This is a genomic window from Microbacterium sp. Z10_103, assembly GCF_058310455.1.
In genome coordinates, this window is sequence record NZ_JBZEGK010000001.1 from 3327278 (window position 1) to 3341400 (window position 14123).

At 71.9% G+C, this 14123-nt stretch carries 10 protein-coding genes; 1 reads left to right on the forward strand and 9 read right to left on the reverse strand.

The genetic code is table 11. From position 1 onward, the window contains the following. Positions 1-40: 40 nt before the first annotated feature. The 6 genes from AC4FS2_RS16170 to AC4FS2_RS16195 form a co-directional block, all read right to left on the reverse strand. The gene (locus AC4FS2_RS16170; RefSeq protein ID WP_491177687.1) at positions 41-1435 is read right to left on the reverse strand and encodes an NtaA/DmoA family FMN-dependent monooxygenase; all 1395 of its coding nucleotides are present in this window, start codon (positions 1433-1435) and stop codon (positions 41-43) included. Next, positions 1435-2946: an aldehyde dehydrogenase family protein gene (locus AC4FS2_RS16175; protein WP_491177689.1), complete on the reverse strand. Its 1512-nt coding sequence runs from the start codon at positions 2944-2946 to the stop codon at positions 1435-1437. The genes AC4FS2_RS16170 and AC4FS2_RS16175 overlap by 1 nt, the downstream gene beginning before the upstream one ends. Positions 2947-3047: 101 nt before the next feature. Beyond that, positions 3048-3626 (reverse strand): helix-turn-helix domain-containing protein, encoded by a 579-nt coding sequence (locus tag AC4FS2_RS16180; RefSeq protein WP_491177691.1) that lies wholly within the window; start codon positions 3624-3626, stop codon positions 3048-3050. A gap of 75 nt (positions 3627-3701) precedes the next feature. Beyond that, positions 3702-5090, reverse strand: coding sequence for an SPFH domain-containing protein (locus AC4FS2_RS16185; RefSeq protein WP_491155116.1), 1389 nt, complete (start codon positions 5088-5090; stop codon positions 3702-3704). Between the two features lie 25 nt (positions 5091-5115). Then, a complete protein-coding gene (locus AC4FS2_RS16190; protein ID WP_491177693.1) occupies positions 5116-8178 on the reverse strand; it encodes a molybdopterin-dependent oxidoreductase in 3063 nt (1020 codons plus the stop codon). Beyond that, entirely contained in the window at positions 8175-8987 is an 813-nt protein-coding gene (locus AC4FS2_RS16195; protein WP_491155112.1) for an FAD binding domain-containing protein, read from the reverse strand. Before AC4FS2_RS16195 ends, AC4FS2_RS16190 begins: the two co-directional genes overlap by 4 nt. A 223-nt stretch (positions 8988-9210) precedes the next feature. Here AC4FS2_RS16195 and AC4FS2_RS16200 point away from each other — a divergent pair, with 223 nt between their 5' ends. Continuing rightward, positions 9211-10632, forward strand: a complete 1422-nt coding sequence (locus AC4FS2_RS16200) for an HNH endonuclease signature motif containing protein (RefSeq protein WP_491177695.1) — start codon at positions 9211-9213, stop codon at positions 10630-10632. 40 nt (positions 10633-10672) lie between these two features. Here the strand turns inward: AC4FS2_RS16200 and AC4FS2_RS16205 are convergent, their stop codons facing one another. From AC4FS2_RS16205 to AC4FS2_RS16215, 3 genes are all read right to left on the reverse strand, one after another. Beyond that, entirely contained in the window at positions 10673-12031 is a 1359-nt protein-coding gene (locus tag AC4FS2_RS16205) for an 8-oxoguanine deaminase (RefSeq protein ID WP_491155109.1), read from the reverse strand. Further along, entirely contained in the window at positions 12031-12798 is a 768-nt protein-coding gene (locus AC4FS2_RS16210; RefSeq protein ID WP_491155107.1) for a nucleoside phosphorylase, read from the reverse strand. The genes AC4FS2_RS16205 and AC4FS2_RS16210 overlap by 1 nt, the downstream gene beginning before the upstream one ends. A gap of 231 nt (positions 12799-13029) precedes the next feature. Then, complete coding sequence (locus tag AC4FS2_RS16215) at positions 13030-14064, reverse strand: XdhC family protein (protein ID WP_491155105.1); 1035 nt, start codon at positions 14062-14064, stop codon at positions 13030-13032. Positions 14065-14123: the final 59 nt, after the last annotated feature.

Consider the following 14123-nt stretch of genomic DNA (forward strand, 5'->3'; position numbering starts at 1 on the left):
TCGCCAAAAAACGCGCAGTTTCGCGCGAAAACCCGACGGTTTATGGCGAGTCGACGAGCTGGGGGGCGCGCGCGGACAGGGTGTGCGCGCGGTGGGTGGGTGCGAGGCGCGGGATGCCGGAGATGTGCTCGCGCAACGTCGAGCCGGGAGGCGTGCCGACCCGGCCCCGGGCGGCGAGGATGGGGACGACGAGCTCGATGAACGCGCGGTAGGCGTCCGGGCCGCCGAAGGTGGGCTCGAGCATGATGCCGTCGATGCCGGAGCCGTCCACGATCGCCTCGATCTCGTCCGCGACCTCCTCGGGAGATCCGGTCACCTGGAATCCGCGGATGGCCTTCGTGCGGAAGGAGTCGAGGATCTCGCCCACCCGCATCTCGGGGTTCTGCCGCGCGTGGCGCTGCACGAGCGTCTGCCCGAGATCCGTCTTCAGGTCGACCACCCGGGTGTCGGGGTCGAGCCCGGTGAGGTCGAGCCCGGTGATGCCCGCGAACATCACCGCGGCGTCGTCACGGCCGAGGAGCGCCTCGTACTCCGCCCGCAGCGCGTGCGCCTCGGCGGAGGTGGATGCGACGGTCACCGTCATGCCCGTGACGACCCGCACGTCTTCCGGCCGGCGCCCCTGAAGTACGGCCTGCTCGCGGATGTCGCGCACATGCGCCGCGGCGGTGGGGATCGTCTGCCCCTGGATGAAGACGGCCTCGGCATTGCGCGCGGCATAGGCGCGACCGCGGTCGGACGTGCCGGCCTGGAAGAGCACCGGGGTCCGCTGCGGCGTGGGCGGCACGGCGAAGATGCCGGCCGAGCGCTGATACGGCGCATCCACGTCGACCCGGTGCAGCTTCGCGGGGTCGGCGTACACGCCGCGCACCCGGTCGCGGACCTCGGCGTCGTCGTCCCAGCTGTGCTCCCAGTAGCGCAGGCACGTGTCGAGGAAATCGTCGGCCGCGTCGTAGCGCTGGTCGTGGGCCAGCTGCTCGGTGACGCCGAACAGCTCGTCGGTCGTCGCCTGCGAGCTGCCGGTCACGACGTTCCAGCCGATGCGGCCACCGGTGAACCGGTCGAGCGTCGCGAACCGGCGCGCGGTGGCGTAGGGGCGCTCCACCGTGGTGGGAGAGGTGACGACGAAGCCGAGGTTCTCCGTCTCGCGGGCCAGCGCCGCGATGGCCAGCATCGGGTCGAGGGCCGGGAACTGGATGCCGTGTGCCGCGACCTCCTCGGGCATCCGTCCGCCGAGCGTGGCGTAGCCGTAGGTGTCGGCGAAGAAGAGGAAGTCGAAGCCCGCCGCATCCAGGTCGCGGGCGAGGTCCGCCCAGTAGTCCAGCCGGTCCCAGTCGTCGCCCCGCCCTCGCGGGTCGGTCCACGTGGGCATCCCGTTGCTGGGGTTCATCATCTCGAAGACGCCCAGGACGATGCGCTTGCCTGTCGAATCGCTCATCAGATCACCATCACCACGGTCTTGGTCTCCAGGTAGTTCTCCAGGCCTTGGGCGCCGTTCTCGTATCCCCAGCCCGACTCCTTGTGGCCGCCCTTGGGCAGCTCGGGGCCGAGGAAGGAGTGGCAATTGACCCACACGGTGCCGGCCTGGATGCGGGCGGCCACGCGATGGGCGTCACTGAGTCCGCGGGTCCAGACGCTCGCCGCCAGCCCGTACGGAGAGTCGTTGGCCCAGCCGACCACCTCGTCGAGGTCGTCGTAGGGGGTGACGACGGCGACGGGTCCGAAGATCTCTTCGCGGAGGAGCCGCGCGTCGGGGCGCACGCCGGTGACGACCGTCGGCGCGAAGAACGTTCCCGCTGTTCCGCCGCGCTCGCCGCCGGCCACGACCTCCACTCCGTCGGCCCGGCCCTCGTCGATGAACGCGGCGACGCGCTCGGCCTGCGCGACGCTGACGAGCGGACCGAGGTCGGCATCCGGGTCGAGGCCGTGCCCGAGGCGAAGCTTCGCGCCGAACGCGGCCATCCCGTCGACGACGTCGCGGTACACGTCGCGGTGGGCGTAGACGCGGGCGGATGCCACGCACACCTGCCCGCCGTTGTCGAAGATGCCGCGCGAGATTCCTTCGATGGTGGCGTCGAGGTCGGCGTCGGGAAGCACGAGGGCGGGCGACTTGCCGCCTAGCTCGAGCGTGAGGCGCTTGAGGTCGCCGGCGGCCGTGGCCACGAGGCGCTTCCCGACGGCGGTGGATCCCGTGAAGGCGATCTTGTCGACCCCGCGGTGCTCGGCGAGGGCTTGACCTGCCTCACCGCCGTAGCCGGTCACGATGTTCACCACCCCGTCCGGAAGACCGGCCTCCTGCAGAAGACGCCCCAGATACAGCGCGGTCAGCGGCGTGTTCTCGGCGGGCTTGAGCACCACGGTGCATCCCGAGGCCAGGGCGGGAGCGAGCTTCATCGCGGCCATGAGCAGCGGCGAATTCCACGGCACGATCGCGCCGACGACGCCGACGGGCTCGCGGCGCGTGTACGCGAAGACCTCTTTGCCGGGCGGTGTGCGGCTGAGGGAGGTGGGAATGGTCTCGCCGACGATCTTCGTCGGCCACCCCGCGTAGTAGCGGAATTGGTTGATGGCCGCCGGGATCTCCCCGAAGCGTGCCGTGCGCAGGTTCTTGCCCTGGTCGAGGGTTTCGAGTTCGGCGAGGTCGTCCAGGTGATCCTGCATCAGGTCGGCGACGCGCCAGAGGAGCGCGCCACGGTCGGACGGGGTCATCCGTCGCCAGGCATCACCCTCGAGTGCGGTGCGCGCGGCCGCGACGGCGCGGTCGACGTCGGCCGCCCCTCCTCGGGCCACGGACGCGAGGGTGGCGCCGGTCGCGGGGTCGGAGGTCGCGAAGGTGGCGCCGTCCGCTGCATCCGTCCACCGTCCGCCGATGAGGAGGCGCCCGGGGTGGTCGGCGAGGAACGCGGTGACCCGATCGCGCAGGGCGAGGGTCGGAAGGGTGATCGTCACGAGACCGATAGTAGAGAGCAATCATTGATTGCAAATACCGATCGCGTTACGGCCGCGTTTCGTGACGCGGGGACGGGCGATCCGCGCCGGGGCGGCCGGGCTCAGACGCCGGCGTGGATCAGCAGAATGGTCGCGGGCTCGTCGCCGCGCACCTCCCACCGGTTGCGCAGGGCGCCGGGGTGGGCGAGCGCGTCACCGGGGCCGAGCGTCCACTCGCCGCGGCCCTCGATCGCGACGGTGGCCTCGCCGTCGACGAGATACACGGTGTTCTCGCCGTCGGACTCGAACCATTCGCCGCGATACCGACCGGGGATGCGGTACTCCTGCACCGTGGCCGCGTGCGCGGCGCCGGCGGAGATGATGCGGCTGACGGCCGACCCGTCCCCTTCGCTCACGGGGACCCGGCGGCCCTCGCCTCGCCGGGTGACCGAGATCGGATCAGGCTCCGCCTCGTTCGGCAGGAGGGACGAGGGCGAGATCTCGAGAACCTTCGCGATGCGGAACAGCGTGACGATCGACGGCATCGTCTGGCCGGACTCGATCTGGCTGAGAAACGGCTGGCTGATCTCGGCCGCCGACGCCAGCGCGCGCATCGACAGCTTCTTCGCCGTGCGCGCCGCCCGGATCTCGCGGCCGAGCGAGACGCCGATCAGCGCGTCGCCCCCCGCATCCGTCGTCACTCGCTCACCCTACCGATGCGCCCGGCGGTCAGATGGCGGTCGTGGAGGCCGGCGATGTCATCCGAATCCGCGGACTTACTCGGCGGGGGCGAGATGGGCGGGGGCTGCAGCGACCGTCCGGGGCTGCGAGCCGGCCGCGATCCCCTCACCCAGAGCCCGGCCCTGGATGATCGCGGTCAGGTCGATGCCCGTCGCCGCGCGCACCGCCTCGAAGGATGCGCGCAGGCCGGTGGCCGACTCGGTGGCGAGGTGGGAGCTCGCGCCCTCGCCGCCGAGGACCGTGATCGAACCGACCTTGTCGTAGCCCTTGGCGAACTCCGCCATCAGTGGCACGAGCGATTCGAGTGCCCGCTGGGCCAGGAGCGCCTCCTGGTTCTGCGAGAGCGCCTCGGCCTCGGCGCTGATCGCGGCAGCGCGGGCCTCGCCGCGCAGCCGCTCGGCGTCGGCGTCGGCCTGGGCGCGCACCCGGACCGCGCTGGCGTCCTGCTGGGCGATCTCGGCCTGCGCCTCGGCGGCCTTGACGTTCGCGTAGGCGTCGGCGTCGGCACGGCGCTGCCGCTGGTACAGGTCGGCGTCGGCGACGCGGCTGACTTCGGATTCCAGTCGGGCCTGCGTGTTCTGCGCCTCCTGCACGAGCACGGCCTGCTGCCGTTCGGCGCGGGCGAGAGCCTCGGCCTGCTCGGCCTCCGCGTTGGCGCGACCGACCTCGGCCTTGGCCGCGGCGGTGTTCTTGTCCAGGGCGGTCTGCTCGATGAGGTTCGCCTCGTCCGTGGCGATCTGGCGGCGACGGATCTCGCGGTCGGCGTTGATCTTCGCGACCTCGGCGTCACGCTTGACGCGCTCGACCTCGGTGGCGCCCAACGCACCGACGTAACCGTGGGAATCGGTGATGCCCTGGATCTGGAAGGAGTCCAGGATGAGGCCCTGACTCGACAGGTCCTGCTTGATGCCGTCGGCGATCTGATCGGACAGCCGCTGCCGGTCGCGCATGAGCTCTTCGACGGTGAGGGTGGCCACGACGCCGCGGAGCGCGCCTTCGAGCTGCTCGGTGGTGAACTGCTCGATCGCCTCATCCTGCGACGCGAACCGCTCGGCTGCCCGGCGGACCGAGTCGGGGTCGGAGCCGATCTTCACCAGTGCGACACCGCTCACGTTGACGGTGACGCCGTTGGACGTCTGCGCGACCGGCTCCATCTTGATCTGCCGCGCGCGCAGCGAGATCATCTCGGCCCGCTGGGTGAGGGGGTTCACGATCGCGCCGCCGCCGGTGATGACCGTGATGCGGGAGGACTCGCCGCCGGGCGTCGTGCGCTGCTTCTTACCCACGATCACGAGCGCCTCATCGGCGCGGGCGACGCGATACCAGGCGCGGATCAGGATGAGGATAACGACGAGCGCGGCGACGGCGACGCCCACCCCGATCAGAACGAGGAGTCCGACCCCTCCGAGAGCGACGAGATCCATGGATGCCCCTTCTGCAGCGTTTCTCTCAACCTATCGGGCCGGCAGGAGCCCTCATCGCCACCGCCGCGCTGCCGGAGGCGCGGAGCGGTGCGGCGAGGCGCCACACGCGGTCGCGGGAGAAGGGCTGCTGGTACCCGCGGACCCCGAGCGCCCGGGCGATCGCGTTTCCGACGGCGGGCGCCACCGGGTTGTACGGCGACTCGCTCATCGACTTCGCGCCGAACGGGCCGACGTCGTCGGAGGTCTCGGCGAAGTACACCTCGGTCGGGGGGACGTCGGCGAACTGCGGCACGCGGTACTGGCGGAACATGGGGTTGAGCACCCGTCCGTCCTCGACGAACACCTCCTCGTAGAGGGCGCTGCCGATGCCCTGCGCGGCGCCGCCCTCGACCTGCCCGCGCACCTGGGCGGGGTTCATCAGGAACCCGGCGTCGGCGGCCTGAATCGACTGGAGCACCCGCACCGTCCCGGTCTCCACATCGACCGCCACCCGCACGGCGTGCACGTTGAACGCGACCGAGCGCAGGTCGCCCATCTCGGCACCGGCCGCGACGAGTCCCTCGTCGTCGCGCTCGTCGGATGCGGCGGCTGCGACGATCTCCGCGAACCCCACGGTGCGCTCGCCGACGCGCACGCCGTCCGCCGTCAGATCCGGATGGCCTGCGTCGGCCTCGGCGATCGACGCCGCGATGCGCAGCATCCGCTCGCGCAGCGCGAGGCAGGCCGCGTGCAGCGCCTTGCCCGCGACGGTGATGCCGGTCGAGGCGAAGGCGCCGGTGTCGTGGCTCACGGCGTCGGTGTCGGCGGTGCGGAGCTCCAGCCGGTCGAAGCTCGCGGACAGGTCGGATGCCGCGATCTGCCGCAGCACGGTGGTGGTGCCGTTGCCGAACTCGGTCGTGCCGGCGCGGAGGAGGAAGGTTCCGTCGGGGCGGAGCGTCGCCGATGTGTGCGATACGTGTCCGCGGGGCGCGATGGTGGCGATCATCGCGACGGCCATCCCCTCGCCGACGCGCCAGTTCGCACCCGCCGGCGGCTCGACGCCGTTGCCGCGGCGGAGGGCCGTCTCGGCGAGGTCGAGGCACTGGTCCAGCCCGTAGCTTCCCCACACGAGGTCTTCCTCGTACTTGTCCTCGTCGGGATGCATCGGATCGCCCTTGCGCAGGACGTTGCGCCGGCGCAGCTCGAACGGGTCGATCCCCAGCTTCTCGGCGAGGAGGTCCATCGCCGATTCGACGCCCAGCATCACCTGCCCCAGGCCGTACCCGCGGAAGGCACCGGACGGCGGGTTGTTCGTGTAGACGGCCTCCGCGTCGATCCGGCGGACGGGCGCGCGGTACACGATCGTGGACTCGGCGACCCCGTGGAACATCACCCCGATCGCATGGTTGCCGTACGCGCCGGTGTCGCTGAGCACGTCCACGGTCAGAGCGGTGAGGTGCCCGTCCTCGGTCGCGCCGAGCGACACCGATACCCGCATCGGATGCCGGAACGACGTACGGGTGAACTCCTCGGTGCGCGAGAACTCGTACGCGACCGGCCGCCCCGTGCGCAGCACCGCGAGGGCGACGAGGTCTTCGGCGAAGATCTCCTGCTTGCCGCCGAATCCGCCGCCCACGCGCGCGGTGTGCACGCGGATGCGATCGCGGTCGAGGTCGAGGATGCGCGCAAGCTCATCGCGTGTCAGGAACGGGACCTGGGTGCTCGAGCGGATCACGAGCCGGCCGTCGGAGTCGAGCCAGCCGAGGGCGCCGTGCGTCTCCAGCTGCGCGTGCGACACGCGGCTCGTCCGCCACGTGCCGCTGACGGTCACGGGGCTCGCGGCGAGAGCGGCCGCCGCATCCCCGCCGCTTCCGTCATGCATCGCGGCGACGACGTTGCGGGATGCCTCGTGCACGCGGTCGTCCGGCGTCCGGTCGGGATGCAGCAGCGGGGCGCCGGGGCGACGGGCCTCCTCCGGATCGAACACGGCGGGCAGCACGTCGTACTCGACCTGGATGGCCCGGCACGCCGCTTCGGCGGCGGCGGCGGTTTCGGCGACCACGGCGGCCACCCGCTGCCCGCGGAAGCGGACGACGTCGTCGAGCATCCGCGTGTCGTCGGGGTCGTCGGTGCGGTGATGGTGGCGGGCGGTCGAGTAGCGCGTGGCCGGCGCGTCCTCGTGCGTGAAGACCGCGACGACGCCGGGGGTGCCCCGGGCTTCGGTCGTGTCGATGGAGAGGATCCGCGCGTGCGCGTGGGGCGATCCGAGCACGCGGAGGGTGAGGGCGCCGGGGAGCGGCTCGTCGAAGGTGAACGGCTCGAGGCCCTGGACGATCCGGCGCGCGGCCGGTGGAGCGATCGACCGGCCGACGCCGTGCGGGGGTGACGCTTCGTCTCGCTGCGCTCGCTCAGCGTCCGGGGTGTGCTGCGCTCGCTCAGCGTCCGGGGGTCGCTGCGCTCGCTCAGCGTCCGGGGGTCGCTGCGCTCGCTCAGCGTCCGGGGGTCGCTGCGCTCGCACGGCGCCCGGGGTGTGCGGCGCTCGCTCAGCGTCCGGGGGTCGCTGCGCTCGCTCAGCGTCCGGGGTGCTGGCTGCGGCGGCCTCGTCCCGGTCGCTGAGCGAGGAGCGCAGCGACGAGACGAAGCGTCCCGCCCCGGCCGGCCCGGTCTCGCGCACCGGGCCCAGCACCGACGCCGTGATCGCCTCGCGGATCGGCCGGTAGCCCGTGCAGCGGCAGAGGCTGCCGCGCATCGTGCGGTCGAGGTCGGGCAGGTCATCGGCGCAGAGCGTCGACGCCGTCACGGACATGCCGGGCGTGCAGAATCCGCACTGGAATCCGAACCCCGTCGCGAGCGCCTCCTGCACGGGATGCAGCTCGTCGCCGGGTGCGAGCCCCGCCGCCGTCGTTACGGTGCGACCCTCCATGCGCTGCGCCGGGATGAGGCAGGAGTGCACCGGCTCGCCGTCGAGCAGCACCGCGCAGGCGCCGCAGTCGCCGGCGTCGCATCCCTTCTTCACCTCGGTGTGCCCGTGTTCGCGCAGCAGGGTGCGGAGGCACTGACCGGGGGCCGGCTCGGCATCGACGCGTTCGCCGTTGACGTCGAATCTCATGCGGCTGCCAATTCGGTGCGCACTCGCTCGGCCAGCACGGCGCTGACGCCGCGGCGCCAGTCGGCCGAGCCGAGAGGGTCGGTGTAGTAGCCGGATGCTCCCTCGACGGTCGCCCGGAGCACCTCGGCATCCGGCAGTCCGGCGAAGCGCAGCACGTTCGGGCGCTCGGTGGCCGCGGTGATCCCGAACACGGCCGCGCCGTCGGCATCCACGCGGCCGGTCACGACGGCGCCGGAGCGGCCGTACTCGGCGAGGGCGATCTTCCGGAGGACGAGGCGCGAAGCCAACGCCGCGGCGGGGAGCTCGATCGCCCGGATCACCTCGCCCGCGGCGAGGCTGTTGGTCCCGTTGCCGGTCATGAGGTCGGCGACGGGGATGCGGCGCTCCCCGCTCGGACTCCAGATCTCGGCGATCCCGTCCAACCCCGACGCCAGCGCGACCATCGCCGCCGCCGCGAACGAACGGGCGATGTTGCCGCCGACGGTGGCGGTGTTCCAGATCTTGAAGCTCGCGAGGAGGGCGTCGGCGGCATGCGGGACGGCTGCGGCGGCGCGCCAGCCTGCGGGCGCCTCGGTGCGCGCCCAGGCGACGAGGCGGGCGATCGTGCACGTCGCCCCGATGCGCAGCCCGCGGTCGGACACCTCGAGGTCGGGCCAGCCCAGGGTCGTCAGGTCGACGAAACCGGTGGTCGCGATCTGCGGCTCGCTCATCAGCCATGTGCCGCCGCCGAGGAAGACCTCGCCGGGCTCGAGCGCCAGGTCGGCGCGGGTGCGCGCGCGGCGGAAGCTCGTGACGGTATGGATGTCCACGCTTCCCCTCCCCGGCGCGATTCTGGCGCGCGATCCCGGCGCATCGGTGGCCGGGTCGCGTCAGTCAATCACCCGCGGATTACCCGGATGTTTCCCGGATCAACATCCCGCGTGACGAAGCCGACGCGATCGGTGGAGGGCATTTTCGCGAGAAACCATATTTCGCGGGAGATCGGGCCTTTTCCGGGGCTTCGATGTCGGTGGCCCTCGTCAGAATGGGGGCATGGAACACCTCATCGAGACCCTTCGCGGCGCCGAGCGGCAGCTCCGCTCGGCGCTCGATGCGGTGTTCCACGACGACGAGGCGCGTCGATCGACCGAGCCGCAGCTGCTTGAGGCGCTCTCGACGGCCGCCGCCGTGGCCCGGCTCGCCGAAGCGGCGATGATCGAGTGCGTCGGCGAGGTGGGGGAGCGGTCGGACGACCCCGCCCCCGCCGCGCGGATGACGACGCGGTTCGGATGCCGCACCGTCAAGGAACTCGTGCAACGCGCCACGCGCGTGTCTGGCCGTACCGCCGGCGACCTCGTCGCGGCCGGACGGTCGATCGTTCCGCACATCTCGGTGTCGACCGGCGAGACACTTCCCGCCGACTTCCCGGCGGTGCGGGAGGCGGTTGCCTCCGGCGACCTCGGTGTCGACGGCGCCCTCGCGATCACGGCGGTGATCGGCGCTGCGGCGTCCGCGCATGACCACCGCGCCGCGGCCGAGGCCGAGCTTGTGGCGGCCGCGCGGGGGGTGGGGGTGGACGACGCTCCGCCGCCCTCCGCGGACGAACTGCGGATGCAGGCGCAGGTGTGGGCGATGTGGCTCGACCCTGACGGCGCCGAGCCTCGGGAGTCGGCCGCCGACCGCAAGCGGGGCGTCGCACTCGGGATGTGCCGCGATGGCCTGATACCGCTGCGCGGACAGATCCTGCCGGAAGTCGCCGGTCAGCTGCAGCGGGTGTTCGACAGCATCCTGAACCCGAAGGTGGATGACCGCGGGCTGCGGTTCATCGAAGATCCCGAGGCCGAGTCCGATGAGCCCGACCCCTCCCCGCCCGATCCGCGCACGCGGGCGCAGAAGCAGCACGATGCCTTCGCGACCGCGCTGCACGTGGCGGCCGCATCCGGTGGGCTCCCCACGCTCGGGGGTGCGGCACCGACGCTGGTGGTGTCGGTGCGCGAGGCAGACATGAAAACCGGGCGGGGTTTCGCCCACATCGACGGCATCGACGAGCCCGTGTCTCTCTCGGTGGCCCGTCACACCGCCTGCACCGGCGCGGTCCAGCGGGTGATCTCGGACGAGCGCGGTCGCATCGTCTCCCTCAGCATCGCCGATCGCATCTTCTCCGCCCTGCAGCGCCGAGCGATCGGGGCTCGCGACGGAGGATGCCTCATTCCCGGGTGCTTCACGCCCGCGGCATGGTGCGAGATCCACCACGTGGAGGAGTATTCGCGAGGAGGACCCACAACGACCGACAACGGCGTGCCGTTGTGTTGGCACCACCACCGGACGATCGATCGTGGCGAGTGGAAGATCCGAATGAACCACGGCGTGCCGGAGGTTCGCGGCCCGACGTGGTGGGACCCGTCCGGCAGATGGCGGGCCGCCTCGAAATCCCCGACGACCCTCCTGAACCGCCTCGCCCGCGCGCGCCCGTGATCCGTTCAGAGCCGCGCGGCCAGCGGCGGACGCGGCACGGTCAGAGTCGCCCGGCGAGCTCCCGCGAGGCGGCGGCCACCTCGGCCGCGATAACAGGCTCTTCCGCCGACACGAGCTGTCCCTCCGACACGACCGCACGGCCGTTCACGAACAGCCGCTCCACCGGCGGCATCGCGCCCAGCCCGAGGGCAGCGACCGGGTCGAGGATGCCGGCATGCTCCACCCCGTCGATACGCCACACCGCTATGTCGGCGAGCTTGCCGGGCTCGAGCGAGCCGATCTCCTCCGCGCGCCCCAGCACCTGGGCGCCGCCCATCGTCGCGATCCGCAGACCGTCGCGCACGGAGAACGAGTCCGACCCCGTCCGAAGGCGATTCATCAGCACCGCCTGCCGGATCTCCGTGCCGAGCTGTCCGGACTCCTGCGAAGCGGCGCCATCCACGCCGAGACCCACGGGCACCCCCGCCCTCAGCATGTCGCGCACCGGTGCGATGCCCGCCGCCAGCCGACCATTGGACGAGGGGCAGTGCGCCACGCCCGTCCCCGTCGCGGCGTACCGCGCGATCGCGGGCTCATCCAGATGCACGGCGTGCGCCATCCACACGTCGTCGCCCAGCCACCCGAGATCTTCCAGGTACTGCGTCGGAGTCCGGCCGAACTTCTCGAGGCAGTACGCATCCTCTTCCACGGTCTCCGACGCGTGGGTGTGCAGCCGGACGCCCAGAGAACGCGCCAGCGACGCTGCCTCGCGCAGCAGATCCGCCGTCACCGAGAACGGTGAGCAGGGCGCGATCGCCACCCGCACCATCGAGTCGAACGAAGCGTCGGAGTACCGCTCGACCGCCTCCTGCGACGCCCGCAGTGCGGCACCCGTCGTCTCCACGGCGAAGTCGGGCGGCAGTCCGCCCTGCGATGCTCCGAGGTCCATCGACCCGCGGGTCGCGTGCAGGCGCACCCCGATGCGCCCCGCAGCCTCGACGATCGCGCCGACGATGTCGCCCGACCCCTGCGGGAAAACGTAGTGGTGGTCGCCGACGGTCGTGCAGCCCGATCGCGCGAGCACCGCCATGGCGCCGGCCGCCGCCGTGCCGACGAGCCCCGCGTCGATGCGTGCCCACAGCGGATACAGCGCCGTGAGCCAGTCGAACAGGATGCTGTCCTGCGCGTAGCCGCGCGTCAGCCACTGGTACAGGTGGTGGTGCGTGTTGATCAGGCCGGGAGTGACCAGACACCCCGTGGCATCGACCACCTCCGCTCCCGCGCGCCACTCCGCCGGGGCCGCGCCCGGACCGATCGCCACGATGCGATTCGCCTCCAGGACCACGTACCCGCCGCCGTACTCGGTGCCGGCAGCATCCACGGTGGCGACGTGGCCCCCCTCGATGATCGTGCGGGTCATCACAGCTCCAGCTCGACCGCGGTCTCCAGCGCGGCCTCGATGGACCGCATCCACCCGTCCTTCAGCGCCGTGTTCTTCTCGGAATACAGCGACGCCCCGTCGACGAGGTTGCTCGAGCAGGCGCAGATCATGCCGGCGCGAAGGCCGCGCAGGCGCGCGACGACGTACATCGCGGAGGCCTCCATCTCGACGTTGAGGATGCCCATGCCGCTCAGCTGCGCGATCCACTCCGGTGTCTCGGCGTAGAAGGCGTCGTCGCTCGCGCTGATCCCCGTGTGCGCGGTGGTCCCGGATGCCGCGGCGAGGCGATCGGCGTGACGGGCCAGCGCGAGCGTGAGCCCGAGGTCGGGCACGGCGGGGAAGCCCTTGGGGACATAGGCGTCGGTGGTGCCGTCGTTTCGGAAACTGCCCTCGCTCACGAGGAGGTCGCCGGGAGCGATGCCCGGCTGCAGGCCGGCAGAGCTTCCGACCCGGATGAAGCTGGTCACGCCGACGCGGGCGAGTTCCTCCACGGCGATCGCGGTCGAGGGGCAGCCCATGCCGGTGGAGGTGGCGGTGATGTGCCGGCCCTTGTACCAACCCGTCATGGTGCGGTGCTCGCGGTTGTGCGCGACCTCCTTCACATCCGTGAGGAATTCAGCGACGAACGGCACCCGGAACGGATCGCCCGGCAGCAGGGCCACGGACGAGACCTCCCCGGGCGCGATGCCGATGTGGTACTGGCGTTCGGTCAGGCCGACCTGTGACTTGTCGACGGTGGCGGACATGGTGCTCCTTCAGGGTGCTGTGACGTCGGATGTCGCCGCAGTCCCCGCCCTGAACCGCCTGCCGACCTGCGGAAGGTCGGTCATGGTTGATAGGACCCGCAATCCCGAGAGCGTAGCAAGGCCGTATTGCCGGCTCGTTTCCCGCACGCCCGGCGACTCGGGTGTCGGTGAGAGCGACGCGGTGTCGGAAGGGCGACGCGGTGTCGGCGCGGGGGGTCGGGCCGGGGACGGTCAGGCAACCGGGGCGGGCGTGGCGCACGCGACCGACTCGCGGCGGTGCACGGGGCCGGCGAGCTCGCGGAGGGGCCGTCCTGTCCCCCCGTGGCGCGCGGCGACGATCTCGGCCAGCACGGAGAGCGCGGTCGCCTCCGGGGACGACCCACCGAGGTCCAATCCGAGAGGCGCGTGGATGCGGGCGATCGCGTCCGCCTCGACGCCGTCACCGGCGAGCAGCTCCGCGCGGTGCGCGACCGTGCCGCGCGCCCCCATCGCGCCGACGAAGCCCACGCCGCGCCGCAACGCAGCCGCGAGCATCGGAACGTCGACCCGTTCGTCGTGGCTCAGCACGCACACCGCCGCGGTCGACGGATCGGGGCCGACGAGCTCGTCGAGGTGCTCGTGGGGCGAGCCGACGAACAGCCGGTCGGCGGTGGGGAAGCGCTCCCGTGTCACCAGGCGCTCCCACACATCGCACACGCTGACGAGGTACCCGGCCGCCGAGGCGACGCGGGCCAGCGCCATCGCGTGCTCTCCGGCGCCGACGATGACAAGGCGCGGACGGGGCTGGCGTTCCACCACGAAAACATCGGCCTCCTCAGCATCCGGAAGCGTTCCTGCCGGCGAGGTGGCATCGACAGGGATGAGGCGTCCTGCGGCCGCACCCGAAAGGACGATGCCGACACGCGCCGGACGGTCCACCGGGATCTCCAGCGCGGCGAGGGCGACGGCATCCGTCGGGTCGATGCGATGGATGATGACGTCGACACTGCCCCCGCAGGCGAGACCCGCCGCGTGGGCGGCGTCGTCGCTGAACCCGAGGCTTGCCGTGACCGCGCGCCCGGTCGCGAGCACCTGGGTCGCCAGGAGGATCGCATCGCCCTCGACGCACCCGCCGGAGATCGATCCGAGCACCGTTCCGTCGCGAAGGAGGGCCATGGCGGCCCCTTCGCCCCGCGGAGCGCTGCGGGCCACGCGCGTCACCGTGACGACCGCGACCGGCTCGCCGGCGCGCAGCACCGGCAGCAGGGCGGAGGCCAGTTCGAGCATGGCCACACGGTAGACCCGCGATGTTTCACAGAGGCTACGCTCGCGGGTCGGCGGATACG

Bases quoted from the DNA above. Each gene is read 5' to 3' on its own strand.
- AC4FS2_RS16190 (WP_491177693.1), bottom strand. From the start codon at position 8,178: ATGAGATTCGACGTCAACGGCGAACGCGTCGATGCCGAGCCGGCCCCC.
- AC4FS2_RS16200 (WP_491177695.1), top strand. From the start codon at position 9,211: ATGGAACACCTCATCGAGACCCTTCGCGGCGCCGAGCGGCAGCTCCGC.
- AC4FS2_RS16215 (WP_491155105.1), bottom strand. From the start codon at position 14,064: ATGCTCGAACTGGCCTCCGCCCTGCTGCCGGTGCTGCGCGCCGGCGAG.
- AC4FS2_RS16210 (WP_491155107.1), bottom strand. From the start codon at position 12,798: ATGTCCGCCACCGTCGACAAGTCACAGGTCGGCCTGACCGAACGCCAG.
- AC4FS2_RS16185 (WP_491155116.1), bottom strand. From the start codon at position 5,090: ATGGATCTCGTCGCTCTCGGAGGGGTCGGACTCCTCGTTCTGATCGGG.
- AC4FS2_RS16170 (WP_491177687.1), bottom strand. From the start codon at position 1,435: ATGAGCGATTCGACAGGCAAGCGCATCGTCCTGGGCGTCTTCGAGATG.
- AC4FS2_RS16205 (WP_491155109.1), bottom strand. From the start codon at position 12,031: ATGACCCGCACGATCATCGAGGGGGGCCACGTCGCCACCGTGGATGCT.